Source organism: Parasphingorhabdus sp. NYA22, from assembly GCF_976973735.1.
This window is the reverse complement of the sequence record NZ_OZ333477.1, coordinates 477804-500673: the sequence shown is the minus strand read 5'-3', so window position 1 is coordinate 500673 and position 22870 is coordinate 477804. Positions and strand designations below refer to the sequence as shown.

Annotated in this window: 25 protein-coding genes and 1 pseudogene; 11 read left to right on the top strand and 15 right to left on the bottom strand. The window is 55.0% G+C overall.

The window, feature by feature from the left end:
• Nucleotides 1-47: 47 nt before the first annotated feature.
• Genes ruvC through ACWFTY_RS02430 form a run of 6 tightly spaced genes read right to left on the bottom strand, consistent with a single transcriptional unit; the run spans nucleotide 48 to nucleotide 2600 of the window.
• On the bottom strand, nucleotides 48-518 hold the full coding sequence (ruvC, locus tag ACWFTY_RS02455) for a crossover junction endodeoxyribonuclease RuvC (protein WP_335653331.1): 471 nt from the start codon (nucleotides 516-518) through the stop codon (nucleotides 48-50).
• 1 nt (nucleotide 519) lies between these two features.
• Nucleotides 520-870 carry a DUF3147 family protein gene (locus ACWFTY_RS02450; RefSeq protein WP_447525813.1) on the bottom strand — a complete coding sequence of 117 codons (351 nt, stop codon included), beginning with the start codon at nucleotides 868-870 and terminating at the stop codon, nucleotides 520-522.
• A complete protein-coding gene (locus ACWFTY_RS02445) occupies nucleotides 870-1619 on the bottom strand; it encodes a YebC/PmpR family DNA-binding transcriptional regulator (protein WP_447525812.1) in 750 nt (249 codons plus the stop codon). The genes ACWFTY_RS02450 and ACWFTY_RS02445 overlap by 1 nt, the downstream gene beginning before the upstream one ends.
• Before the next feature lie 22 nt (nucleotides 1620-1641).
• The gene (locus ACWFTY_RS02440) at nucleotides 1642-1962 is read right to left on the bottom strand and encodes a heavy metal-binding domain-containing protein (protein WP_447526933.1); all 321 of its coding nucleotides are present in this window, start codon (nucleotides 1960-1962) and stop codon (nucleotides 1642-1644) included.
• Nucleotides 1963-2004: 42 nt separating this feature from the next.
• Nucleotides 2005-2247, bottom strand: coding sequence for a DUF2312 domain-containing protein (locus tag ACWFTY_RS02435; protein WP_067197204.1), 243 nt, complete (start codon nucleotides 2245-2247; stop codon nucleotides 2005-2007).
• A gap of 44 nt (nucleotides 2248-2291) precedes the next feature.
• Complete coding sequence (locus ACWFTY_RS02430) at nucleotides 2292-2600, bottom strand: DUF1244 domain-containing protein (RefSeq protein ID WP_447525811.1); 309 nt, start codon at nucleotides 2598-2600, stop codon at nucleotides 2292-2294.
• An 86-nt stretch (nucleotides 2601-2686) separates the two neighbouring features.
• Here ACWFTY_RS02430 and pyk point away from each other — a divergent pair, with 86 nt between their 5' ends.
• Complete coding sequence (gene pyk / locus ACWFTY_RS02425; RefSeq protein WP_447525810.1) at nucleotides 2687-4138, top strand: pyruvate kinase; 1452 nt, start codon at nucleotides 2687-2689, stop codon at nucleotides 4136-4138.
• Here pyk and ACWFTY_RS02420 read toward each other — a convergent pair.
• From ACWFTY_RS02420 to galE, 3 genes are all read right to left on the bottom strand, one after another.
• Complete coding sequence (locus ACWFTY_RS02420) at nucleotides 4135-4722, bottom strand: HAD family hydrolase (protein ID WP_447526932.1); 588 nt, start codon at nucleotides 4720-4722, stop codon at nucleotides 4135-4137. The two genes, pyk and ACWFTY_RS02420, sit on opposite strands and share 4 nt — an antisense overlap.
• 48 nt (nucleotides 4723-4770) lie before the next feature.
• Entirely contained in the window at nucleotides 4771-4896 is a 126-nt protein-coding gene (ykgO, locus tag ACWFTY_RS02415) for a type B 50S ribosomal protein L36 (protein WP_011415100.1), read from the bottom strand.
• 101 nt (nucleotides 4897-4997) lie between these two features.
• The gene (gene galE, locus ACWFTY_RS02410) at nucleotides 4998-6002 is read right to left on the bottom strand and encodes a UDP-glucose 4-epimerase GalE (protein ID WP_447526931.1); all 1005 of its coding nucleotides are present in this window, start codon (nucleotides 6000-6002) and stop codon (nucleotides 4998-5000) included.
• Nucleotides 6003-6155: 153 nt separating this feature from the next.
• Here galE and ACWFTY_RS02405 point away from each other — a divergent pair, with 153 nt between their 5' ends.
• Nucleotides 6156-6764 (top strand): DUF4136 domain-containing protein, encoded by a 609-nt coding sequence (locus tag ACWFTY_RS02405; RefSeq protein WP_447525809.1) that lies wholly within the window; start codon nucleotides 6156-6158, stop codon nucleotides 6762-6764.
• On the top strand, nucleotides 6761-7885 hold the full coding sequence (locus ACWFTY_RS02400; RefSeq protein WP_447525808.1) for a M14 family metallopeptidase: 1125 nt from the start codon (nucleotides 6761-6763) through the stop codon (nucleotides 7883-7885). The genes ACWFTY_RS02405 and ACWFTY_RS02400 overlap by 4 nt, the downstream gene beginning before the upstream one ends.
• A 42-nt stretch (nucleotides 7886-7927) precedes the next feature.
• Here ACWFTY_RS02400 and ACWFTY_RS02395 read toward each other — a convergent pair whose 3' ends face one another.
• Both ACWFTY_RS02395 and ACWFTY_RS02390 read right to left on the bottom strand, forming a co-directional pair.
• Entirely contained in the window at nucleotides 7928-8116 is a 189-nt protein-coding gene (locus ACWFTY_RS02395; RefSeq protein ID WP_447525807.1) for a BBE domain-containing protein, read from the bottom strand.
• Nucleotides 8117-8149: 33 nt separating this feature from the next.
• On the bottom strand, nucleotides 8150-8566 hold the full coding sequence (locus ACWFTY_RS02390; protein WP_447525806.1) for a DUF4135 domain-containing protein: 417 nt from the start codon (nucleotides 8564-8566) through the stop codon (nucleotides 8150-8152).
• A gap of 41 nt (nucleotides 8567-8607) precedes the next feature.
• On the opposite strand from ACWFTY_RS02390, the pseudogene ACWFTY_RS02385 reads away from it, so the two are divergent.
• The 4 genes and pseudogenes from ACWFTY_RS02385 to ACWFTY_RS02370 all read left to right on the top strand — a co-directional run.
• Nucleotides 8608-8871 (top strand): annotated as a pseudogene (locus tag ACWFTY_RS02385) (hydroxymethylglutaryl-CoA lyase); the annotation flags it as partial.
• A gap of 116 nt (nucleotides 8872-8987) precedes the next feature.
• Nucleotides 8988-11045, top strand: coding sequence for a hydantoinase/oxoprolinase family protein (locus ACWFTY_RS02380; RefSeq protein WP_447525805.1), 2058 nt, complete (start codon nucleotides 8988-8990; stop codon nucleotides 11043-11045).
• Between the two features lies 1 nt (nucleotide 11046).
• Nucleotides 11047-12921, top strand: coding sequence for a hydantoinase B/oxoprolinase family protein (locus ACWFTY_RS02375; RefSeq protein WP_447525804.1), 1875 nt, complete (start codon nucleotides 11047-11049; stop codon nucleotides 12919-12921).
• Nucleotides 12918-14129: a CaiB/BaiF CoA transferase family protein gene (locus ACWFTY_RS02370; RefSeq protein WP_447525803.1), complete on the top strand. Its 1212-nt coding sequence runs from the start codon at nucleotides 12918-12920 to the stop codon at nucleotides 14127-14129. Before ACWFTY_RS02375 ends, ACWFTY_RS02370 begins: the two co-directional genes overlap by 4 nt.
• A gap of 228 nt (nucleotides 14130-14357) precedes the next feature.
• On the opposite strand, the gene ACWFTY_RS02365 is transcribed toward ACWFTY_RS02370, so the two are convergent.
• The 3 genes from ACWFTY_RS02365 to ACWFTY_RS02355 form a co-directional block, all read right to left on the bottom strand.
• Nucleotides 14358-15872, bottom strand: a complete 1515-nt coding sequence (locus ACWFTY_RS02365) for an aldehyde dehydrogenase family protein (RefSeq protein WP_447525802.1) — start codon at nucleotides 15870-15872, stop codon at nucleotides 14358-14360.
• On the bottom strand, nucleotides 15872-16804 hold the full coding sequence (locus ACWFTY_RS02360; protein WP_447525801.1) for a polysaccharide deacetylase: 933 nt from the start codon (nucleotides 16802-16804) through the stop codon (nucleotides 15872-15874). Before ACWFTY_RS02360 ends, ACWFTY_RS02365 begins: the two co-directional genes overlap by 1 nt.
• Before the next feature lie 301 nt (nucleotides 16805-17105).
• Nucleotides 17106-18299, bottom strand: a complete 1194-nt coding sequence (locus ACWFTY_RS02355) for an FAD-dependent oxidoreductase (protein WP_447525800.1) — start codon at nucleotides 18297-18299, stop codon at nucleotides 17106-17108.
• Between the two features lie 426 nt (nucleotides 18300-18725).
• Here ACWFTY_RS02355 and ACWFTY_RS02350 point away from each other — a divergent pair, with 426 nt between their 5' ends.
• The 3 genes from ACWFTY_RS02350 to ACWFTY_RS02340 all read left to right on the top strand — a co-directional run bounded on the left by ACWFTY_RS02350 (nucleotide 18726) and on the right by ACWFTY_RS02340 (nucleotide 20973).
• Complete coding sequence (locus ACWFTY_RS02350; RefSeq protein WP_447525799.1) at nucleotides 18726-19406, top strand: isochorismatase family protein; 681 nt, start codon at nucleotides 18726-18728, stop codon at nucleotides 19404-19406.
• A 50-nt stretch (nucleotides 19407-19456) separates the two neighbouring features.
• Nucleotides 19457-20224: a maleate cis-trans isomerase family protein gene (locus ACWFTY_RS02345; protein ID WP_447525798.1), complete on the top strand. Its 768-nt coding sequence runs from the start codon at nucleotides 19457-19459 to the stop codon at nucleotides 20222-20224.
• Between the two features lie 125 nt (nucleotides 20225-20349).
• Nucleotides 20350-20973, top strand: coding sequence for an isochorismatase family protein (locus ACWFTY_RS02340; protein ID WP_447525797.1), 624 nt, complete (start codon nucleotides 20350-20352; stop codon nucleotides 20971-20973).
• Here the strand turns inward: ACWFTY_RS02340 and ACWFTY_RS02335 are convergent.
• A complete protein-coding gene (locus ACWFTY_RS02335; protein ID WP_447525796.1) occupies nucleotides 20955-21761 on the bottom strand; it encodes an IclR family transcriptional regulator domain-containing protein in 807 nt (268 codons plus the stop codon). The two genes, ACWFTY_RS02340 and ACWFTY_RS02335, sit on opposite strands and share 19 nt — an antisense overlap.
• Before the next feature lie 298 nt (nucleotides 21762-22059).
• Here ACWFTY_RS02335 and ACWFTY_RS02330 point away from each other — a divergent pair, with 298 nt between their 5' ends.
• Nucleotides 22060-22857 carry a crotonase/enoyl-CoA hydratase family protein gene (locus ACWFTY_RS02330; RefSeq protein WP_447525795.1) on the top strand — a complete coding sequence of 266 codons (798 nt, stop codon included), beginning with the start codon at nucleotides 22060-22062 and terminating at the stop codon, nucleotides 22855-22857.
• The last annotated feature ends 13 nt before the right edge of the window (nucleotides 22858-22870 follow it).

The following is a 22870-nucleotide window of genomic DNA, read 5'->3' as shown; positions in this document are numbered from 1 at the left end:
GCTCCATGGTCCTTCGACAGGCTCAGGACGAACGGTGATTGGATCGTTTAGCGCTTCCGGTGATGCGCATGGGTGATCGCCACGGCCAGCGCATCGGCGGCATCCGCTCCAGCCAGCTTCACGCCGGGCAGCAGGATCTTTAACATCGCCTGCACCTGTTCCTTGTCGGCATTGCCGACACCAACCACAGATTTCTTCACCGTCCGCGCCGAATATTCGCCGACTTCGATACCGGTCCGCGACGCGCCAAGCAGCACCACCCCGCGCGCCTGCCCCAGTTTCAGCGTACTCTGCGGATTGCTGTTGACGTAGACTTCCTCGACCGCCGCGCCATCCGGCTTATATTCCAGCAGCAGGTCGGTCAGTTCGAGATCGAGCTTCAGCAAGCGGCTGGCCAAGGACATTTTGGTGTCGGTCTTGATCTGGCCATTGGCGATATGGGACAGGCGATTACCGTCCGCCACGATCACCCCCCAGCCGGTGGTACCAAGACCCGGATCGAGGCCGAGAATGATCATCTTAGATCGGTAGCCCGATGCGGCGACCGACAAAAGCCATGATCATATAGAGGCAGATCGTCAGCAGACATCCGGCCGCCAGCGACAGAAAGAAGCTGATACCATTGCGAAGCATCATCGGAATCAGCAGGAACATTGGAAGAGATGGAAGCACATACCAAAATGTCGCCTCGGCGTGCAGCGCCATATTTTCCGCGTCAGGGCGCGCATACCAGAGAAAGATCATACCTAATATCGAGATCAAAGGCAGCGAGGCGACAAGCGCCCCGAAGCTGGGCTGGCGCTGTGCAATGCCTGCCACCAGAGCCACGATCACTCCCGCGAGCGCAGCCTTGGCGGCAAATTCCCACATCACTCGGCGTTCAGTTTTTCCATGATTTCGTCGGACACGTCATAATTGCCCCAGACGGTCTGGACGTCGTCATCTTCTTCCAGCATGTCGATCAGGTTGAGCAAGGTCTCGGCCTGCTCCTGATCGACTTCGACCTGCACCGAAGGCCGCCAGGCGAGTTTGACGCTGGCCGCTTCGCCAAGCGCTTTTTCCAGGGCACCGGACACTTCATGCAAGTCTTCCATCGCCGTCCAGATTTCGTGGCCGTCTTCGTCGGTAGAAATATCTTCGGCGCCTGCCTCCATCGCAGCTTCAAGGACTTTTTCCTCGTCGCCGGCGCTGGCCGGATATTGGATATAGCCGACCCGGTCAAAACCGTGCGAAACCGAACCGCTTTCACCCAGATTGCCACCATTCCGAGACATAATCGTCCGAACATTGGTGAAAGTACGGTTATTATTGTCGGTCAGCGTTTCGATGATCAGCGACACGCCGCCGGGGCCAAAGCCTTCATAGCGAATCTCGCTATAGTCATCGCCTTCGTTCGCCGTCGCTTTTTCGATGGCGCGCGTAATATTGTCTTTCGGCATCGACACCGCTTTCGCGCTGTTGACCGCGAGCCGCAGGCGCGGATTGAAATCCGGGTCCGGCATGCCGGACTTGGCCGCCACGGTTATCTCGCGCGAGAGCTTCGAAAATTGCGCGGCGCGCTTCTTGTCCTGAGCGCCCTTGCGATGCTTGATATTGTTAAATTTACTATGGCCTGCCATTTTACCTCAAATTCCCGAGTTATTATTCCACGATTACCGCGGTTCCCGATGCCGATACCATCAGCATCGAACCCTTGTCGCCGACGACCTCATAGTCAAGATCGACGCCGATAACCGCATTGGCGCCGACCTTCACCGCCTCTGCTTCCATCTCCGCCAGCGCTTCATCGCGCGCGCGTTTCAGGACATTTTCATATTTGCCAGAGCGCCCCCCGACAATGTCGGTGATGCTGGCGAACAGGTCGCGAAACAGATTCGCGCCGACAATCACCTCGCCAATAACGATCCCGCGATAATCGCGAATCGCATGGCCCTCGATACTGGGTGTCGTGGTAACAATCATCATTGCTCTCCCGCCGCTAAAGACTGGCTATTAGCCTATTGGTCAGGCCAGGCCAAGCGCCGCTTTATAGGTGTCGAGAATAGCTTCCATTTCCTGACGGTCATGGGCTTCCATTTTCCGCAGACGGACGATCTGGCGCATGATCTTGGCGTCATAGCCCTGCGATTTCGCTTCGGAATATACATCACGGATATCGTCCGCCATGCCCTTTTTCTCTTCTTCCAGCCGCTCGATGCGTTCAATAAACAGACGCAGCTGGTCTGCGGCAACATTGCCTTCGCTCATTCTTCATTCCTTTGAAATATTTTATTCGGACTCGTAGCCCGTCTTTAAGATGCGTCGGCGTTTTTGGCCACGCTTTCCTTCATCTTTTTAAGCCGTTCCGGTGTCGCTTCGGTCTGGTATTTTTGTTTCCACTGATTGACCGGCATGCCGTGGATTGCCTCGCGGGCTTCGTCCTTGGTCATCGAGCCACCTGCATCAACCGTTGCGTCCATCACCCAGTCGGCGAGACAGTTGCGACAGAAACCGGCCAGCCCCATCAAATCGATATTTTCTGCGTCATGGCGGTGCTGCAAATGGGTAACGAGCCGGCGGAAGGCGGTGGCGGCTGCGGTATCGGATATTTGTTCGGTCATGTTCGTTTCCGTTGTTTTTTGTTTTTAACCTGTCATGATTTGCGAATAGGCACCAGACAAGTAAAGCGCCACTAAGGAATTTGAAAATGGCATCGCCGATCTTCTCCCGTAACCGCAAGGTCAAAGTGCTGGCTACGCTCGGTCCGTCCAGCGGCAGTCCCGAGATGATCGAGAAAATGTACCGCGCCGGCGTTGACGCTTTCCGGATGAACATGAGCCACGGCGAGCATGAGGCCCATGCCGCCAATGTGAAGTCGATCCGGGCGCTGGAGAAGAAAATTGGCCGGCCGATCACCATTCTCGCCGATTTGCAGGGGCCGAAGTTGCGCATCGGCACATTCGCCAAACCACCGGTGATGTTGAGAGAGGGCCAGCGCTTCACGCTCGACATGCTCAAGGAGACGGGCGACGCGATGCGCGTCACCCTGCCGCACAAGGAAATATTGGGCACGCTGCAGCCGGGCCACACATTGTTGCTGGACGATGGCAAAATCCGGCTGGAGGTGACCAAGGCCGATGGCAAGAGCGTCGAGACGAAAGTGATCGTCGGCGGCGAAATTTCCGACCGCAAGGGCGTCAATGTTCCGGAAGTGGTGCTGCCGGTCAGTTCGCTCACCGACAAGGATCGCAAGGATCTGACCTTCGCGCTGGGACAGGATGTCGACTGGATCGCGCTCAGTTTTGTCCAGCGCCCCGAAGATGTTGCCGAAGCCCGTCGCCTGATAGGCGGAAAAGCGGCACTGCTCGCCAAGATCGAGAAGCCCGCAGCCATCGACCGGCTAGACGAGATACTGGAACTGTCCGACGCGGTGATGGTGGCGCGCGGTGATCTCGGCGTGGAACTATTGCCGGAACAGGTGCCGCCACTGCAGAAAAAAATCGTTGCCGCTGCCCGCAAGCTTGGCCGCCCGGTGGTTGTCGCCACCCAGATGCTCGAATCGATGATCAAGTCGCCCACTCCGACTCGCGCCGAAGTGTCCGATGTCGCGACCGCGATCTACGACGGCGCCGATGCAATCATGCTGTCGGCGGAATCCGCCGTTGGTGACTGGCCGATCGAAGCGGCGACGATGATGGACAGGATCGCTGCACAGGTGGAAAATGACCCGTCTTATGCCGATCGGGTGCATTTTACCGAAACGGTGCCCGATGAGACCACCGCGGACGCGCTGGCGGCGGCGAGCTACAATATCGCCCGCACGATCGAGACGTCGGCGATCGTCTGCTATACATCCTCCGGCTCCACCGCCCGCAGAATGGCGCGCGAACGGCCTTCTGTGCCGTTGCTGGTGCTCACGCCCAACCGCCACACTGCCCGACGGGTCGGCCTGCTGTGGGGCGCCTATGCCGTGGTCACAAAGGATGTTAGCGACTTTGAGGAAATGATTGCGAAAGCCAAGCGTATGGCCTTGCGGCACAAGCTGGGACAGGCTGGCTCCCGACTGATCGTTTGCGCGGGCGTGCCTTTTGGCACCCCGGGGTCGACCAATCTGTTGCATATCGTGCGGCTCAGCGGCGATGAACTCAAGCGCAGCTAGAGCAGGCGCAAGATCTTCAGTTCGCTTTCCAGTCCGGCGGCATCGCTGAAATGATGTCCGGGGAGCCCGATTGCCTCACCTGCCTCGATATTGTCCAGCCGGTCGTCAATGAAAAGACATTGGTCGGCGCGGCGGCCAAAGCGTTGCAGCGCCAGTTCGAAAATGGCTGCATCGGGCTTGATCAGTTTTTCTTCTCCAGAAATGACAATATCGGAGAATTTTTCGAATATCGGCGCCGATGGCCGGAACTGTGCCCAGGATTCGGCACCGAAATTGCTGATTGCGAATAGCGGGACGCCACGGTCGCCAAGTGCATGAACAAGATCCAGCATGCCTTCGACCGGCCCCGGGATGGTTTCCGGGAACCTTTGGGAATAGGCAAAGATATGATCGCTATATTCTGGAAATTCCCGGCTGCGCTCCGCGACCATGTCGGCAAAGGGACGACCCGCATCATGCTGGAAGTGCCATTCCGGCGTCACGACATGGGCCAGAAACCAGTCCAGCTCTTCCGGGTCGTCAATCAGTTTTGTGAATAGACAGCGCAAGTCCCAGCGATACAGGACATTGCCTATATCGAAGATTACGGTGTCAATTTTGGAGATGGCAGAACCCCCGCCACAAACAGGCAGTTAGCCCTGGCGTGCTTTGAACCGGCGATTCGTCTTGTTGATCACATAGGTGCGACCACGGCGACGGATAACGCGGCAATCCCGGTGACGGTTTTTAAGCGACTTCAGTGAGTTGCGGACTTTCATTTTGGTACCACGCCTTGATTTTCTGAATTTCTTGAAAGCAGCCATGCTGCGTTGAAGCAGGGCAATTAAGGTCGACAGCCATCAAAGTCAAGCGACCAGCGCTATTCTCCACGAATTTCGATCAGTTTGCGCTCCCACGCCAGTGCATGGGCGACAATTTCATCAAGATCGGCATGTTTCGGCTGCCAGGGAAAGCGCTCCATGATCGCCCGGTTGTCGGAAATCAGCGAATCGGGGTCACCGGCGCGCCGCCCCTCCATTTTCCGTTCGATTCGCATGTTGGTGACCCGGTCAACCGCATCGAGAACCTCGAGCACCGAAAAGCCGCGGCCATAACCGCAATTGAGCAGGTGATTCTGATTCGGGTCCGCAATCAGTGCTTCCAGCGCCAGCACATGGGCAGCGGCCAGATCGGAGACATGGATATAGTCGCGGACGCCGGTCCCGTCGGGCGTATCATAATCTGTACCAAAGACAGCGACACTGTCGCGCTTGCCGAGCGCCGCTTCCACCGCAACCTTGATCAAATGGGTGGCACCCGCCGTCGACTGCCCGGTCCGTGCCTGCGGATCAGCGCCGGCGACGTTGAAATAGCGCAGCGCACAGAAATTCAGGTCATGCGCCGCCGCCACGTCGCGGAGCATATGCTCCGTCATCAGCTTGGACATGCCATAAGGATTGATCGGCAACTGCGGCGTGCTCTCGCTGACCGGACTTTCCTCGGGGATGCCGTAGGTCGCTGCGGTCGATGAAAAAATGAAATGATGGACGCCGCCGGTCACTGCCGATTCGATCAGACTGCGGCTCTTGGCGCTATTATTGTGATAATATTTGAGCGGGTTATCAACCGATTCAGGCACGATGATCGACCCGGCGAAATGCATGATTGCGCCGATATTGTCGTCCTTGATGATCCGCGCGAGAAGATCGGAATCCTCGATATCACCTTCATGAAAGGCCACATCCTCCGGAACCGCCCAGCGAAAACCGGTGGTCAGATTGTCGATCACCGCAACTGGCCAGCCGGCATCGCGCAGGGCCAGCACTGCGTGGCTGCCGATATAGCCGGCCCCGCCGGTGACCAATATGGTGAAGGGTTTCGCCATGGTTTCGTAATTCCCCTGTTGTTCAATATCGGCCATTTATCACGTCGATATATCCAACCGGTTAAGCGCGGGTGGCCGTGGATGCAATTTTTTTGCCACAGTCCTTAAGATTATGCGCTAATATGCTACGGGGCAAGTTAAGGAGTTAGTATTATGGCCGGTTTTCAATCATTTGCGACATTGGCATTGGCAGGATCTCTATTGTCAGGATGCATGGCGATGACCCCGCCGGTTGATGTCACCCGTTTTCACAACGCCCAGGTTGCCCCGATTGTGCCGGGCAGCATTTCCATCAAGGCCAATATTACAGATGACGGCCCTGGCCACAGCATCGAATATGCCAGCTATAGTGCGGCATTGCTCCGGGAACTGCAGCGCGTTGGCTTCACCGAAGCCCGCGATGACTCCGAAAACAGCGATTATGTCGCACGCTACACGCTCGAAAGAGCGGTATTGACCGCCGGCGGGGCGCGGTCACCCGTTTCGGTGGGTGTCGGCGGCAGCACTGGCAGTTACGGTTCCGGCGTCGGCCTGGGCATTGGCATTAATCTCAGCGGGCCGCCGAAGGACAAGATCGTCACCGATCTGTCTGTTCGCATAGCCAAACGCATCGACGGCAATGTCGTATGGGAAGGCCGCGCGTCGATCGAGGCGAAGGAAGGATCTCCGGCATCGCAACCCGGTCTGGCGGCAGCGAAATTGGCCGAAGCGTTATTCAAGGACTTCCCCGGAGAGTCCGGAACCACTATCAGGGTAAAATGAGCATAAAAATCACCAGCGCATTCGATAGCGGCAATATCGAAGTCCACGCCATAGAAGGCAACACTGCAACCCTGTCTATCCGCAAGGACAAGGACAGCGAGTTTTTCCAATGGTTCCATTTCCGGGTGGCCTGCGAGATTGGCGACGAACTGGAACTGAACATTGGCGGGCTGAAAGAATCGGCCTATCCGCAGGGATGGCCCGATTATAACGCCTGCGTCAGCGAAGACCGGGAATATTGGGGCCGCGCGGCAAGCAGTTACGACGAGGAAAGCGGCACCCTTTCGATCCGCTATACCGCAAGCAGCAATATTATCTGGTTTGCCTATTTCGCGCCGTACAGCATCGAACGCCACCATGATCTGATCGCGGAGACCGCCGGGTTTGAAGGTGTCACGGTACGGACGCTTGGGCATAGCCTAGAAGGCCAGCCGATCGACTGCGTCGAAATAGGCAGCGGCGACAAGCAGGTCTGGCTCTACGCCCGCCAGCATCCTGGCGAAAGCATGGCCGAATGGTGGATGGAAGGTGCGCTGGAAATGCTGACCGACCCCGCTGACCCCAATGCACGATTGCTGTTGCAGCATTGCCGCTTCCATATCATCCCCAATATGAACCCGGATGGTTCGTGTAGAGGGCATTTACGAACCAATTTCGCCGGCACCAATCTCAACCGCGAATGGCATGAGCCGAGCGCCGAAAAATCTCCGGAAGTGTTGTGCGTTCGCAATGCGATGGACAAAAGCGGCGTGAATTTTGCGATGGATGTTCACGGCGACGAAGCGATTCCGGCGGTCTTCATTGCCGGCTTTGAAGGCATTCCGTCAATCACCGACGCACAGCTCGAGAAATATCACGGCTACCGCAACCGCCTCGCCCAGCGCACGCCGGATTTCCAGACCAGACTGGGCTATCCGACCGCCGCCAAAGGCAAGGCCAATCTGTCGATGTCGACCAATCAGCTGGCCGAAAGGTTCGGCGCAGTGGCAATGACGCTGGAAATGCCGTTCAAGGACAATCACGATCTGCCCGATGCCGAGCAAGGCTGGTCACCCGAGCGCTGCAATTTGCTGGCTCGTGAATGTCTTGCAACGCTGGCCGAGATGATCGACGATATCTAGAGGATTGGCGACAAGGGAAGCGCTCGAGCGGGCAGCCGGGTATCAGACGCCATATCCGATGAAGATATTGTCGGGATCATAACGCCGTTTGAGCGCAGCAAGTCGCGCTGCTTCATCGCCAAAATAGGCCGCCATGGGATCGGGAATATCCTGTTCGGCAAAGCCGGCATAGATGCCGTTGTTCGCATAGGGGCGCAGCATATCGCGGCAGTCATCGACCCGGTCTTGCATCGATGTGCTGACGGCCTGGCTGCCTTCCCGACCCTATAACCGCATCAGCGCGAGTATCTGTCCGATCCCGCAGTAAAATTGCCGGCACTCCGCTGCATCGGCGGCATATTTATGAGTGATGAACTGCGCCCAGCCGTGATCGTCCTTGTCGAGCACCTTTGGAACCTTGATATGCAGGGGTTCATAAAGCTGCCCGTTCAGCCATTGCAGAAATTCGCTAAGCGCGGTGTCGATCGCGAGCAACCGCGGCTTATAGACAATCTGCCCGGCATCCGTGTCGATAATGCTGACGGTCTTGCCGCCATTATGCGTGTCGCCCTGCCCCAGAGACAGAGCAGTCAGCGCAACCGTATCGCGCCCCAACATGGCGGCAATTTGCGACCGGTCGGCGCACCAGGCGGCAGGTGCAATCCCAGCAGCCCTATCCGCACAGTGGACAGCTTGACGCAATAGCGTTCTTGGATCCGTTGAGATGTTCCAGTTCCTTGGCCATGAGTGGAAACATCCCTTCAAATCAAAATACAGTCGAGATCGTGGAAGTCGGTCCGCGCGACGGCTTGCAGAATGAGCAAGCTATCGTCGATACTGCAAACAAGATTCGGCTGATTGAAAAGTCAATCGCATCGGGCAGCCGGCGCATCGAGGTGGCGAGCTTTGTGAACCCCAGACGCGTTCCACAAATGGCCGATGCAGACGAGGTTTGCGCCGCACTCCCCGATCGAGACGACGTCACCTATATCGGTCTGGTCATGAATTTGGACAAGCTAATCGCTAGCAGTGACTGGTTGTCTGGAATCATGGGCAAGAAACTGCCCGGTTTGGTGGCAATCGCACCCGCCTTTCCGCAACAAGTACAATGAAGGTATATAATATGGGTTATCGTTTGGGCGTCGATGTAGGCGGTACATTTACCGATCTGTTGCTGTTTAATGTCGAAAGTGGCGCGTTCTGGAGACATAAAACCCCCTCTACCCCTCACGACAGTTCCGAAGGCATTCTGACCGGCGTAACCGCCATCTGCCAAGCGGCGGAAGTTGATGCGCGGGATATCGAATATTTCCTGCATGGAACCACTGTCGCCACCAATGCGGTGCTTGAAGGCAAGGGCGCGAAGGTCGGCCTGATCACCACAGAGGGCTATCATGACATCATGCAAATCGCGCGCAGCCTGGTGCCTGGCGGATTGGCTTCGTGGATCGTGTGGCCCAAACCGCAGCCTTTGGCAGCACTAGAAAACACGGTAACGGTCGACGGCCGCATGGATGCTCACGGCCAGGAGTTGCGGCCGCTTAGCGAGCCAAGCATCGCAAGCGCCATCGCCACGCTCAAGCAACAGGGCGTGGAGGCGATTACCGTGTCGCTGATCAATGCCTATGCCAATGGTTCACACGAAAAGCGGATCGGCGCGATGGCGCAGGACTTGCTCCCCGATATTCCCGTTTCGCTTAGCCACGAAGTGCTACCCGAGATGCAGGAATATGAGCGCACCTTGACGACCGTCGCCAATGCTGCGGTGCGGCCTGTCGTCAGCCGCTACATTTCCAGCTTGCGTTCAAAGCTGGCTGACAAGGGAATCAATGGCAATCTGTCGCTCTTGCGATCCGATGGCGGCTTGATGACATCACAAAAAGCGGAAGAGCATCCGGTCGATATCCTGATGTCGGGCCCTGCAGGTGGCGTTACCGGCGCGATCTGGGTGGGCCGCAATGCCGGGTTGAAGAATATTCTGACCCTTGATGTCGGCGGGACATCGACGGACGTCGCGCTGATCGAAAATCTCGAGCCGCGGCGGGTACGAACCACTGAAGTCGGCCATTTGTCAGTGCGTGCATCCTCTCTCGATGTAAAAACCGTCGGCGCAGGTGGCGGCTCCATAGCCTATGTGCCTGAACTGACGAAAGCTCTCCGGGTGGGACCACAATCGGCCGGAGCGGTGCCAGGACCAGTGGCCTATGGCAAAGGCGGTGAAGAACCGACGGTGACCGATGCCAATGTCGTGTTGGGATATCTGCCGGAAAACCTGCTGGGAGGCAGCTTCAAACTCGATCGCGCAGGTGCTACGAAAGCCGTGCAGAAAATTGCTGACGCCTTGGGCATAGGATTGATGGAGGCGGCACGCGGCATCATCGATATTGTGAACGAAAATATGTTTGGCGCGTTGCGCATGATCTCTGTCCAGCAAGGATATGATCCGCGGCATTTCGCGCTCATGGGCTTCGGCGGTGCTGGTCCGCTGCACGTCAATGCCGTTGCAAAGTTAACCGGAAGCTGGCCTGCAGTCTCTCCGATGTCGCCAGGCGTGTTGTGTGCGCTCGGCGATGCTACAACCCGGATGCGGACAGAAACTGCGCGGTCCTTTTCGAAATTTGCATCTGACACGGACTCCGAGGAACTCATCCAATTATTGTCGGAAATGGCAGCGCAAACCCGCGCCGAGTTACTTACCGACGGTGTCGCCGAAGCAGATATCAGCAGCGAATTCGAAGTCGATGTCCGCTATGCCGGGCAAGCGTTCGAAGTATCATTGACCATAACCCCCGAAATGCTCGAGCAAGGCGGAATTCAAGGGATTCTGGATCGTTTTAACGAGGAACATAACCGCCTCTTCACGTTTAACATGGATACACCGCACGAAATTGTGAATTTGCGGGCCGTCGCACTTGGCCGTTCGCTCAACCTGCCTTCCGCCGAACTTCCGAAAGGCAACGGAGATCCGTCGGTGGCAAAAATACGCGATCACAAATTGTGGATGGACGGCAAGGAGCAGGATGGCGCGATCTATGACCGGTCCAAACTGACCCAGGGCGATATCATTCCCGGACCTGCAATTGTCGTCGAAATGGACTCGACGACGCTCATCGAATCCGATTGCGTGGCTCAGGTCGATGCGGTCGGAAATATTCTGATTAATCTAGCGGAGGGGGAATAAAATGCCCGCAACTATCATTGAAACGAACAACACCCCCTTTGCCAAGAAGGACATTGATCCGGTCACTCTCGATATTATCGAGAATGCCCTTCGAAACGCTCGTGTCGAGATGGACGCAACGCTGGTGCGCACGGCAATGTCACCCGGAATCCGCGAACAGGGCGATGCATTCCCGCTGATTGCCGACCACAAGGGAAAAATGATCGTGGGTCAGTTCGGGAGTTTTATCGACGGCTTTTTGCGCCAGTTTGACGGAACGCTTGAGGACGGCGACATGGTTCTCCTCTCCGATCCCTATAGTTGCGAAGGCGCAGTCAGCCACAATAACGACTGGCTGGTGCTACTGCCGGTCTTCAAGGACGGTCGTCTGATCGCCTATACAGCCATGTTCGGTCACCAATCTGATATTGGCGGAAAAGTGGTGGGCTCCATGCCGATCAACGCAAAGTCTGTTTTTGAAGAAGGCGTCCGCATTCCGCCGGTCAAAATCTGGCGCAAGGGTGAATATAATGATGACCTGATGAAACTGGTCATGCACCAGACGCGCAAGCCTGACTGGTGCCAGGCCGATCTGAATGCACTGGTTGCGTCCTGCCGGGTAGCCGCCCGTCGCGTCATCGAGATGGCCGAACGATTTGGTGACGATATATATATCAGCGCCACCCAGGAATTGCTGGCACGCAACCATCGCGCGATGAAACAGCTGATCGGGATGGCCATCGGTGAAGAAAAAGTCAGCTTCGAAGATTATATCTGCGACGACGGCATGGGTTATGGCCCCTACAAGATCAAATGCACGATGTGGCGTGACGGCGAAAAAGTGATCCTCGATTTCGACGGCACCGACCCGCAAAGTCAGGCTTCGATAAACTTCCTGTTGAACGAGAATATGTTCAAGATGTTTTTCGGCATCTACATGATCATGATCTTTGATCCACAAATTCTGTTCAACGACGGATTTTACGATCTGATCGAAGTCCGCATCCCCGAAGGTTCGTTGCTGAAACCAAAATTCCCTGCAGCCCTTTCGGGTCGCACCCATGCCCTTGGCCGGATCTTTGATATTCTGGGTGGCCTTCTGGGTCAGAAAACTCCCGAATTCTTAAACGCAGCAGGCTTCAGCTCTTCACCCCATCTGTTCTATTCCGGTTATGACAAACAGGGAGAATGGTTCCAGCTATTCCAGATCGGCTTTGGCGGCATACCGGGCAGACCACTGGGCGACGGCCCCGATGGTCACTCGCTCTGGCCAGGATTCACCAATGTCCCGAACGAATTCCTGGAACGCTATTTCCCGCTGGTAATCGAACGCTATGAAACGGCCGCCGATAGCGGCGGTGCAGGCCTGCACCGCGGCGGCAACGGCATCCATATGACCTATCGCTTCCTGTGCGAGGGGACCATTTCAATCCATGACGATCGCTGGTTCGTGCCGCCCTGGGGCGTCAATGGCGGCCTTCCCGGCAAGCGTGCCCGCAAGATATTGGAAAAGGCCGACGGCACCCAGGAAATCGTTGGCAACAAGGTCGAGGAAATCCATGTCGCCGAAAACGACCAGTTACATTTCATTACCTGGGGCGGAGGAGGCTGGGGCGATCCGCTCGAACGCGATCCGGACCTGATCGGCAAGGAGGTTGTCCAGGGGCTGGTAACAGTTAACGGTGCGCTCGATTATGGCGTAGTCGTCAACGAGCAGGGTATAGTCGATGTCGGCGCAACCGAGGATCTGCGCGCGTCGATACGGGCCCAGCGACCGGAGTTATCAACGTTCGATTTCGGACCTGATATCGAAACCCTCCGGGCAAATTGTGAACAGGAAACCGGACTACCCGCGCCGATCCAGCCTGTCTGGCAGACAATGAAAGAACCGAAATGACCGTAGCAAACACAGGCGCATTGAAAGATATCCGGGTTATCGAGATGGGCCAGCTAATCGCCGGACCGTTCTGTGGCCAGCTATTGGGCGATATGGGCGCAGAAGTAATCAAGGTCGAACCGCCTGCGGTTGATGGCAAGGGCGGTGGCGATCCGATGCGCAACTGGGGTCGCGGTGAAGATAAATTATGGTGGGAAGTGGTCTCACGGAACAAGAAGGCCGTGTCAGCCAATCTTCGTGTTCCGGAAGGACAGGAACTCGTCCGCAAGCTGGCGGCGACCGCTGACATCCTGATAGAAAATTTCAAACCCGGTACAATGGAAAAATGGGGTCTGGGTCCGGACATTCTGCACGAAATAAACCCGCGCCTGATCATCGTTCGGGTTTCCGGATATGGCCAGACTGGCCCCTATTCGTCTCGCGCAGGTTTTGGCGGAATTGGCGAAGCGATGGGGGGATGGCGCTATATCGTTGGCGATCCTGACCGCGCACCCAGCCGTATGGGGATCTCCATCGGCGATACGATGGCCGCCAGCTATGGCTGCATGGGCGCGCTCGCAGCACTGCATTCTCGTGAAACCACCGGCAAGGGCCAGGTTGTCGATAGCGCCCTGTACGAGGCCGTATTGCAAGTCATGGAAAGCGTCGTCCCGGAATATGACTATTCCGGTTATATTCGCGAACGCTCCGGTTCGGTATTACCCGGCATCGCGCCATCGAATGTCTATAAATGCGCGGATGGAGAATATCTGATCGGTGCCAATCAGGACGCAGTTTTCGCGCGACTTTGCCAAGCCATGGATCGGCCCGAACTGTCCGCAGATCCAAGATATATCAATCACGTGGCTCGGGGGACAAACCAGACCGAGCTGGACGAGCTAATTGAAGAATGGACAAAAACGCTCAAAGTGGACGAGTTGGAGACGCTGATGATTGCGCATTCCATCCCGGCGGGCAAAATGTACCGGGCACCGGAAATGATGGATGATCCGCATTTCGCGGCGCGCGAAGCGATTATCGAACTGGAAACACCGCGTTGGGGCACATTAAAAATGCAAAATGCCTTCCCCAAATTGTCCGGCACGCCAAGCACGGTACGAACCCCTGCACCCGATCAAATCGGGCAGCATAATGCCGAGATTTACGGAGAATTACTGGACATCAGTGAACACGCGCTGGCCCAATTGTCCGAGCAAGGAGTGATCTAGCATTGCGGCAAGGCCTATAGGCGGTAACCGCCGCGCAAGCGCGCGTGTTACCCGCCAGTCTTGACAGCCATAATCCCAATTGCTGCGACCATCACCTTCTTGTTCGATCAATGGGTGCAGAGCCTGATGACAGATCCTGGCATTTGGAATAATCCGCCAGTGATCTGATATTTCTCTAACGTGGTCATTGATCCACATTATCTCGAGCCATAGACAGGCGCGATTTGATCAGACCACTGCGCAGACGGTTTTCAATTCAAGATAATTATCGAGAGCCGCCTGCCCGCTATCGCGGCCGAAACCGGATTGTTTGGTGCCGCCAATAGGCAGCGCGGCATCGAACATCAGATGGCTGTTGATCCAGACTGTACCGGCCTGCAGCCGATTGGCCAGGCGCATCGCATTGGACAAGCCTTCGGTCCAGATACCGGCAGCCAGCCCGAAATTGCTGTCATTTGCTGCGGTCAGCACTTCGTCGATATCGTCAAATGGCGTCGCGACCAGCACCGGGCCGAATATTTCTTCGCGCACCACATTCATGTCGGCTTTGACATCGGTAAGAACCGTGGGCTGAACAAAACTCTCATTCGCGCCCATTGTTTCGCCACCGCACAAAACAGTTGCGCCCGCGTTGAGACCATCCTCGATATAGCCCGCTACGGTCGCTGCGTGTTTTTTTGAAACCAGTGGCCCCAATTGCGTCGCGGGATTGAGCCCGTGCCCCATAACCATGTTGCCGGCTGCTTCAACAACGCCTTCGACGACCTTATCAAAAACCGAACTATGCGCATAAAGGCGCGAACCGGCGACACAGACCTGACCACCGTTAAAGAATATCGCGTTGGCAGAACCGGCCGCCGCTGCTGCAATATCTGCGTCAGGCATGACAATCACCGGAGATTTGCCGCCCAGTTCCAATGTAACCCGCTTCAGATTGCTTTTGGACGCTTCCAAGATGGCACGTCCAGTGTTTGTCGAACCGGTAAAAGCAATTTTGTTAACCTGCGGATGCTCGGCCAGACGCGCGCCCGCTTCGCTACCAAAGCCCGTAACCAGATTGATCACCCCATCTGGCAATCCAGCTTCTACCATCAATTCGACTAAGCGGACCGCGGTCAGGGAGGTGTCTTCTGCCGGCTTTAACACGATGGTACAGCCAGCTGCCAAGGCCGGAGCCAGTTTCATCACGGTCAGAACCAGCGGGCTATTCCAGGGAACAATCGCTCCGACCACGCCCACAGGCTGCTTCAAGGTATAAGCGAATATCTCTTTGCCTTCGGGTTGGTAGTTGATCGAAGTCGGAATGGTCCTTCCTTCAATCGCCAAAGCAAGGCCTGCAAAATATCTGAACTGCGCGATCGCGCCGGGAATTTCGGCCCAGCGTCCGACATGCAGGGGCTTGCCCTGGTCCAGCGTTTCCAGTTCTGCCAACTCGTCGATATTGGCTTCCATAAGGTCCGCGATTTTATTCAATGTTCCGGACCGTTCCATCGGCGTCATCGTCCGCCAGGGACCGGCGTCAAAAGCCTTCCGCGCTGCGGAAACGGCCAGATCGACATCCTCGGCCGCCGCCCTGGCGACCTCACCGATCACGGCGCCGGTTGCCGGATCACGTGTCTCGAATGTTACGGAAGACAGAGCATCGACCCATTGCCCGTCAATGAAAAGCTGGTGCTTCCGGCGATTGACGAAAGCCTGGGCCGCCGCAGATAACGCCGGGGCGCTAATATCTATATCCGCCATTATTTGCCTCCTCCGCCCGTCAACTGGCCCGGAATATGGCTTTCGTGAATTTCAGCATAATAATCAGCAATTTCTTCGCGAGTGGCCCACCAGACACCATCAAGGCCTTTGGCGAATTCGATAAACTCCCGCACCGCCCGAATCGTGTTCGCGCGGCCCGAAACATGAGGATGAAAACCGACATTCATAATCCGGGCCTGTTGCTCTCCTTCTTGGTGCAACACGGACAGTTCCTCGATCAAAAGATCGCGATATTCGTCTGTGGTCCGCATGTTCCGGGTCACTATGGTAAAGTCGTTGATCACATTGGAATAAGGTGTCGCAACGATCGGCCCCTTGTCGGTCCGTATCATATAGGGCTGATCATCATTCATGATATCGCAGTAAAACTTGAAACCCTCTTCCGCGAGAATCGAGGGCGTGTTCAATGTCCCGCGCAGGGAGGATGATAGCCAGCCGACAGGCCGCTTGCCGACATGTTTTTCGTAAATCTCGATGGATCGCTGGATAATCTCCCGCTCAGCAGCCGGATCATCATGAAAATCAGTGAGCAGCTCGCCCTGTTCGTAATTGTGGGCAATCAATTCCCAGCCACGCTCCAGACATGCGTCCGTCATCGCCTTGCGTCGTTCGAACGTCACCGCGTTGGTGGTACAGCTTGCCTTGACGCCCAATTCGTCAAACAAATCGAACATCCGCCAGATGCCTACCCGCTGACCATATTCGCGCCAGCTGTAATTAGGATAGTCGGGAATACGTCCAGCCAAAGCGTTTGGCAACAGCGCCGGGCCACCAGCATAATAAGGTTGATCCGTGTCCTTCGTAAGGTCCCAGGTTTCAAGGTTGAACGTCAATATCAGTGCGACTTTTGCACCATTCGGCCACTGCAGTCGGCCGCGCTGCGGCATTGGCACATAGTCATATTCAAACATCTGGTAGTGCTCCTTGATTTTGACCTTCATGGCTTAGTGCCACCAATGCCCGATCGAATAAACCGTTTGTGGACTCCCTATGGGACGCAGCGCACCAATGAATTGGCTCCTTATCGACAGGCGATCAACAAAACCGTCCATAGTGGTCATATTTGGTCACGTGGCGTCCACACAGCTTTTTCCCGAATAACGGCTGAGGCCGCTCCAAGTGATTTCCTAAGGCGCCGAATCTCTTGCGATTTCCATATCCCTTTGGCCCCAATGTCCCGATCCAGCTCTCGTCCAATAATTGATCGTGGCTCTAGTTCGGTATGGATGTGCGATCGCTCGGCAACATGGATTGGCGCAGCATGTAGTTGCGACGCTTGACCGGATCCTCGACCAGCTGCCGCATAGCATCCTTGCGCAAACGGTGCTGCTCGGAATCACCTTCCTTCATAAACTCCATATTCTGGATGGTTTGTGCCTGAACCAATTCTATGGTTGCGCTGAGCCGTTCATCGTTAAACGAGTTCAACAATACATCCGGATCCCCCTCGTCCTGCAAAATATCGACCATTTTGGGGCACAGGTTAAAGGCATCATGAATTCCGCTGTTCATACCCAACCCGCCGAGCGGGTTGTTTAGATGCGCCGCATCGCCAATAATCACCACCCGCTTGTCACGGAGGCTTTTGGCGACCCGTTGATGCACCCGGTAAATAGTCCGATGGTCCGTAGACACATCTGGCTTGGCGATCAGTCCCGAGAATACCTTCTCTTTTTTTGCATCGGAAAGCAGATAGCTATCGGCCTCGTTTTCTTCGGCCGGCACAAGCACTCGCCAGAGCGAGGGAACGCGCAACAAGACCAGCCATTCCATCGGATCGGAAACATAATTTACGTAATCAAGATCGATAATATGATCTTCTAGTGCTTCCGTGGTTGTCAGACAGAGAAACTTTTCTGGATAGGTAAAGCCTTCAAACTCGACCCCCATCAGCTTGCGAACAACGCTGTTCGCGCCATCTGCGCCGATTAGATATTTGGCCTCAATATCAAGAATATCGAAGGGCGTCTCTATACTGACTTCGACGCAATCCTCTTTCTGTCGATAACCTAGCATCCGGTGATTAAACAGTACTGTGGCTTTCGGTTCTGCTTCGATCCGTTCGGCCAACATGCGCGCCAGATGATATTGTTCGCATTGTATCCGAAACGGATATGCAGTGACGTCCGCAAGCTCGGACAAATCGAAGCGAAAGGTTTCGCCGCCGCTGCGTTCGCGCCATTGAAAAACAGGTGCCTTTAAACCCATTTCGATCAATTCGTCTGCGATACCAAGCGTATTCAGCATCTCAAGCGTCGACGGATGGAAGGTCGAAGCCCGCAGATCCTGAGTCCCTGCTTCTCCGGCATCAATGACGGTGACGTCAATACCTCTTCGCGCCAGGTAGTAACCCGCAACACAACCAACAGGCCCGGCCCCAACTATTACGACATCTGTTTTCTTCATTTATTGTAACCGTCCTTCATTGCTTGGACGGCGTTCATGCGCGAGCGGTTATAAGAGCGCGAGATATTCCCGATATTTAACCGCCTGTCGGCACATTTTTCTGTTCAGCACAATCCTCGCTCTTTCAACAAGGCCGCACATGAGAGTTGAGCATCTCCAAAACGAATATCTCAAAACCGTGGCCCCTTGGACCCTGCCCTAAGTCAAATGCCGGCGGCGACACGCTTGCGTTACGGCACGAGCGCTCCCTGGTAGAAACAACGTGCCCTACCCGCTCTGCGATAATATTGACCACATCACTTGCCGCGTTTGCCGCTTTCCATGAAACAGGGTGCAATTGCGTTTCGTAACTTGTCGCGACGGTTGCTTGGTCACCAAGTTTACAAGAAAACTGGCCCCGTACAGGGAAAATAGAAGGATTTATCCATGGCATTGATTGGCTCAAAAATGGTTGAAGACGGCCGGACAGCCCGAGAAATTTTTGAACAGCTTATGGGTAATCCTGCGCGCAATAAATTTGGATTTGGTGACAAACTGGCCATCGTCAACGTGGATTTGCAGCAATCCTATACCCGTACCGACATGTTCAAAACCGCCTATGAGACCGATCCACACCAAATCGACTATATCAATCGTATTTCCTCCCTTGCCCGCGCAAAGGATATGCCTGTCATCTGGAGCCGCGTCGCTTTTAAGGAAGATGCCGCTGATGCTGGTGTCTGGGGAACCCGCACTGATACCGAAGATTCCCTCCAGAACATCAAATATGGCAGCGAGCGACATAAACTCGATCCGCGCTGCGAGGTAGAGCCCGATGACCTTCAATATACCAAACGGATGCCCAGTGCCTTTTTCGAAACGCCGTTGGCAAGTTACCTGACCTGGCACAAAGTTGACACAGTGGTGGTGACGGGCGGCTCCACGTCAGGGTGCGTGCGCGCGACGGCAGTCGATGCGTTAAGCCATGGCTACCGGGCTATCGTTCCGATCGAAACCAGCGCTGACAAGCACGAGAGCTATCATTTTGCCAATCTGACGGATCTGCAAATCAAATATGCGGATGTCGAACCGGTGCAGACCGTAATCGACTGGTTAGAGGCGAAATAATTCGAGCGGCACCGAACCCCCATCCCTGGCGATATCATGTGGAGAAATTTATGTCGTTGAAACCGCGCCCCGCGCCCGACGCCTTGGGCTACCGGAAATTGTTCGGGGTGCTTGGTCCGTCGACCAACACTGTGGTTCAGCCGGATTTCGACGATATGCGGGTCCATGGTGTCACCAACCACTACAGCAGGATCGTCGTCGAGGACGCGCAAGCAATTTCCGACGAAACCTTCATGGCCGGTACGCTGGAAATATCGAACAACACGCTGGACGCCGTGCGTGGTGTACTGACCTGCAACCCCGACTATCTGGTGATGGGCATGTCGGCCGTGACTTTCTATGGCGGCGCAAAGGGTGCGGAAAAATGGCGGGATAATATTGAGGCCGAGGCCGGCCTTAAACTGTGCACAGGTTCACAATCGCTGATTGAAGCATTTAAGGCCTATGGCGGCGTGAAAAAGATTGCCGTGATTTCCCCTTATTATCCCTCAGCCAACAAGCAGATTGCAAATTTCATGTCGGATTACGGCATTGAAACGGTCCGCGATATTTGCTTGCGGTGCCCAAGCTGGACATCGATTGCCCAAGTCCCGATGGAAACATTGCGCGGCAAATTGAAGGAACTTGACGGCGATGATGTGGATGCATTGGTGCAAGTGGGCACCAACCTGTCGATGACCCGCCTTGCAGCGGCAGCCGAAACCTATCTTGGTAAACCGGTTATCGCAATTAACACCGCCACCTATTGGAACGCCTTGCGTCAGAACGGAATTGATGATCGGGTGTCCGGGTTCGGCACGTTGCTCGAAGAATTCTAGCGATTATGACATGGAAGCCGACTTATGACCGACATGTTTGATTTCATCAGAATTTTAGAGAAAATGGGTGCGGATCAGATGCTGGCAGTGCAGAAAGAATTTGGTGCTAATCTCGGGAGGCGTGGATGAACGAACTGGAAGACAAATATCAAACGGCAGGCTTCGGTGGTTCGCTAGAATTCGGCAACCGGCCAGCTTTGGTTCTGGTTGATTTGGCACGCGCTTATATAGATTCTTCATCGTCACTGTATCTGGGTGACGAAAGCGCCTTTCTTGCCAATATTGAACTGGTCGCAGCAGCCCGCGATGCCGGTATTCCTGTTATTTTTACCCGCGTGGAATATATGCACGGTGGTAGTGATGGCGGACTATTTTACAAGAAGGTCTCTGCTTTGTCCTTGTTCCAGAAGGGTGAGCCCATGGCAGAGTTTGATCCGCGGTTGTGCCCCGAAGCCGAGGATATCATTGTTACCAAACAATATCCCAGCGCCTTTTTTGGAACCTCTCTAGCCGCCACATTGACCGCCATGGGCATAAACAGCTGCATTATATCCGGTTTTTCGACTTCTGGCTGTGTGCGTGCCAGCGCATTGGATGCCCTGCAAAATGGCTTTGTTCCGATAGTCGTCAGCGAGGCCTGCGGAGACCGTGATCCCGCTGTTCAAAAAGCAAACCTGTTTGACCTTGGCGCAAAATATGCCGAGGTCATATCTCTCTCAGCTGCGAAAACTTACTTGTCTTCAATCTGAGCCAAATCTTGAGCGACTTTATTGGCCGTGGCCTGAAGGTCGGTCAAGAATTGCTCCGCCGCTTTGCTGGCGTTCATCGCGGACGCAAAATATATCAGACCGATAGTGCCGGCAATTATTCCATTTTCGCGCATGATAGGAACGGCAATGGAAGATGTCTTGCCATCATCAGCGGTATAGGTGTTGCGGTTATGGATAGCATAGCCATTTTTGCGAATCTCGCTTAGAAGAGAGCCGTCGCGGACCAGCAAAAGACCGACCTTGGACGTATCATTGTCGGTCATTTTCCAACCCTCGATGATCGCTTCACGTTCTTCGTCATCGCAATGGGCAATATAGGCCTTTCCTGTCGCACATTCTGATATTGGCAACGTGTATCCAGGATAATAGTTGGTAAATGTCAGCGAGGTCAGGCCATGGGTTGAATCACGCACCATCATGCTGGTCCCAACGCGGGTCGCCAGTGAAATCGGCCAGTTCAACTTGTGCGTAAGGGCTACAATATGGTCGCGCGCAACGGTGACCAGTTCATCTTCCGCTTGAAAGCCAGTGGATAATGTCTGCACCAGCCCGGTTACCCGGTACCGCTTGCGCGCCGGCTCTCGCTCGATAAAGCCTTCGTGGATCAAAGTCTGGACGATGCGGCAAGCCGTAGGATAGGGAATATTCGCTGCTCGCGAGATTTCCATCATCGAGATCGGGCCAATGCGGTTCGTAGCCTGAATGACGGCGATTCCCCTACTGATGGCCCTTATCGGAACTCCGCGATCAAAAGTCTGTTTTACCATAGCCGACTGTCCTTCTTTTGAATTCATATCTATCCAAGTGCCAGGTAAAAGCAATCCGCTGTGCGGATAAATGACTGAGGCGGGGCTTTGTCTAAGCCCATATCATTCAATAGGGCCTTGAAACAAAATAACAGATCCCGGGATTATATTTCCCGAATTTCGGAACATATCAAATTTGATTAGCGGGCACTCGTGAAACATATTTTGCATAACTCTTGTTGATCAGAGGGGGTTTGCCATAGCTTGAATCGCGGCGACCTGGAATTGTGACATCGGTAAACACATGAAGGAAGTTGGAATGGCATTATTGAAAATTGAGCGACGCGACCATATCGCAATCCTTACCCTTGATCGAGCGGTCACAATGAACGCGCTCGGCCTGGATGGCGATGGCGCCGAGTTTCGCGAGACTTGCGATGCCATCAATATGGACCAATCCATCCGTTGCGTCATCCTGACCGGTGCGGGAAAAGCATTTTCTGCTGGTGGCGATGTGAAGGCCATGCTTGCTCGCGAAGGAAATTTCGCGGGCAATGGCACCCAGATCCGGCAAGGCTATCGGAGCAATATACATTTAATTCTTCGAGCGCTCGAATCTCTGGATGTCCCGATCATTGCTGCGATCAATGGCCCTGCCATAGGCCTGGGCTGCGACCTCGCCTGCCTTGCCGACATAAGAATTGCATCTGAAAAAGCCAAATTCGGCGTCACTTTTCTTAAAATTGGTATCATTCCGGGCGACGGTGGTGCCTGGGTTTTGCCACGCATCATCGGTATGAGCCGCGCGGCCGAACTATTTTACACCGGAGACGTTATTGACGCGGAAACGGCAATGGATTGGGGACTTGTCAGCCGCACCACGCCACCAGAAGAATTGCTCGATACGGCGATCGATCTCGGCCAGAAAATTGCCAGTCAGCCGCCCCACGCATTGCGGATGACGAAAATGCTTCTTCGGCAAGGGCGCAAGGTCGACTATGATACGATGCTGGAAATGAGCGCGGCGACGCAGGCCCTTTCGCATCTGACCGAAGATCATATCGAAGGTGTTTCGGCGCTTCTCGAAAAAAGGTCGGCGGTATTTACTGGAACGTAGCGATGCTGGCACC

What these genes read in the sequence shown, in the direction of transcription:
- ruvC (WP_335653331.1), bottom strand. Translation starts at nt 518, where the DNA reads ATGATCATTCTCGGCCTCGATCCGGGTCTTGGTACCACCGGCTGGGGG.
- ACWFTY_RS02450 (WP_447525813.1), bottom strand. Translation starts at nt 870, where the DNA reads ATGTGGGAATTTGCCGCCAAGGCTGCGCTCGCGGGAGTGATCGTGGCT.
- ACWFTY_RS02445 (WP_447525812.1), bottom strand. Translation starts at nt 1,619, where the DNA reads ATGGCAGGCCATAGTAAATTTAACAATATCAAGCATCGCAAGGGCGCT.
- ACWFTY_RS02440 (WP_447526933.1), bottom strand. Translation starts at nt 1,962, where the DNA reads ATGATTGTTACCACGACACCCAGTATCGAGGGCCATGCGATTCGCGAT.
- ACWFTY_RS02435 (WP_067197204.1), bottom strand. Translation starts at nt 2,247, where the DNA reads ATGAGCGAAGGCAATGTTGCCGCAGACCAGCTGCGTCTGTTTATTGAA.
- ACWFTY_RS02430 (WP_447525811.1), bottom strand. Translation starts at nt 2,600, where the DNA reads ATGACCGAACAAATATCCGATACCGCAGCCGCCACCGCCTTCCGCCGG.
- pyk (WP_447525810.1), top strand. Translation starts at nt 2,687, where the DNA reads ATGGCATCGCCGATCTTCTCCCGTAACCGCAAGGTCAAAGTGCTGGCT.
- ykgO (WP_011415100.1), bottom strand. Translation starts at nt 4,896, where the DNA reads ATGAAAGTCCGCAACTCACTGAAGTCGCTTAAAAACCGTCACCGGGAT.
- galE (WP_447526931.1), bottom strand. Translation starts at nt 6,002, where the DNA reads ATGGCGAAACCCTTCACCATATTGGTCACCGGCGGGGCCGGCTATATC.
- ACWFTY_RS02405 (WP_447525809.1), top strand. Translation starts at nt 6,156, where the DNA reads ATGGCCGGTTTTCAATCATTTGCGACATTGGCATTGGCAGGATCTCTA.
- ACWFTY_RS02400 (WP_447525808.1), top strand. Translation starts at nt 6,761, where the DNA reads ATGAGCATAAAAATCACCAGCGCATTCGATAGCGGCAATATCGAAGTC.
- ACWFTY_RS02395 (WP_447525807.1), bottom strand. Translation starts at nt 8,116, where the DNA reads ATGCAAGACCGGGTCGATGACTGCCGCGATATGCTGCGCCCCTATGCG.
- ACWFTY_RS02380 (WP_447525805.1), top strand. Translation starts at nt 8,988, where the DNA reads ATGGGTTATCGTTTGGGCGTCGATGTAGGCGGTACATTTACCGATCTG.
- ACWFTY_RS02375 (WP_447525804.1), top strand. Translation starts at nt 11,047, where the DNA reads ATGCCCGCAACTATCATTGAAACGAACAACACCCCCTTTGCCAAGAAG.
- ACWFTY_RS02370 (WP_447525803.1), top strand. Translation starts at nt 12,918, where the DNA reads ATGACCGTAGCAAACACAGGCGCATTGAAAGATATCCGGGTTATCGAG.
- ACWFTY_RS02365 (WP_447525802.1), bottom strand. Translation starts at nt 15,872, where the DNA reads ATGGCGGATATAGATATTAGCGCCCCGGCGTTATCTGCGGCGGCCCAG.
- ACWFTY_RS02360 (WP_447525801.1), bottom strand. Translation starts at nt 16,804, where the DNA reads ATGTTTGAATATGACTATGTGCCAATGCCGCAGCGCGGCCGACTGCAG.
- ACWFTY_RS02355 (WP_447525800.1), bottom strand. Translation starts at nt 18,299, where the DNA reads ATGAAGAAAACAGATGTCGTAATAGTTGGGGCCGGGCCTGTTGGTTGT.
- ACWFTY_RS02350 (WP_447525799.1), top strand. Translation starts at nt 18,726, where the DNA reads ATGGCATTGATTGGCTCAAAAATGGTTGAAGACGGCCGGACAGCCCGA.
- ACWFTY_RS02345 (WP_447525798.1), top strand. Translation starts at nt 19,457, where the DNA reads ATGTCGTTGAAACCGCGCCCCGCGCCCGACGCCTTGGGCTACCGGAAA.
- ACWFTY_RS02340 (WP_447525797.1), top strand. Translation starts at nt 20,350, where the DNA reads ATGAACGAACTGGAAGACAAATATCAAACGGCAGGCTTCGGTGGTTCG.
- ACWFTY_RS02335 (WP_447525796.1), bottom strand. Translation starts at nt 21,761, where the DNA reads ATGGTAAAACAGACTTTTGATCGCGGAGTTCCGATAAGGGCCATCAGT.
- ACWFTY_RS02330 (WP_447525795.1), top strand. Translation starts at nt 22,060, where the DNA reads ATGGCATTATTGAAAATTGAGCGACGCGACCATATCGCAATCCTTACC.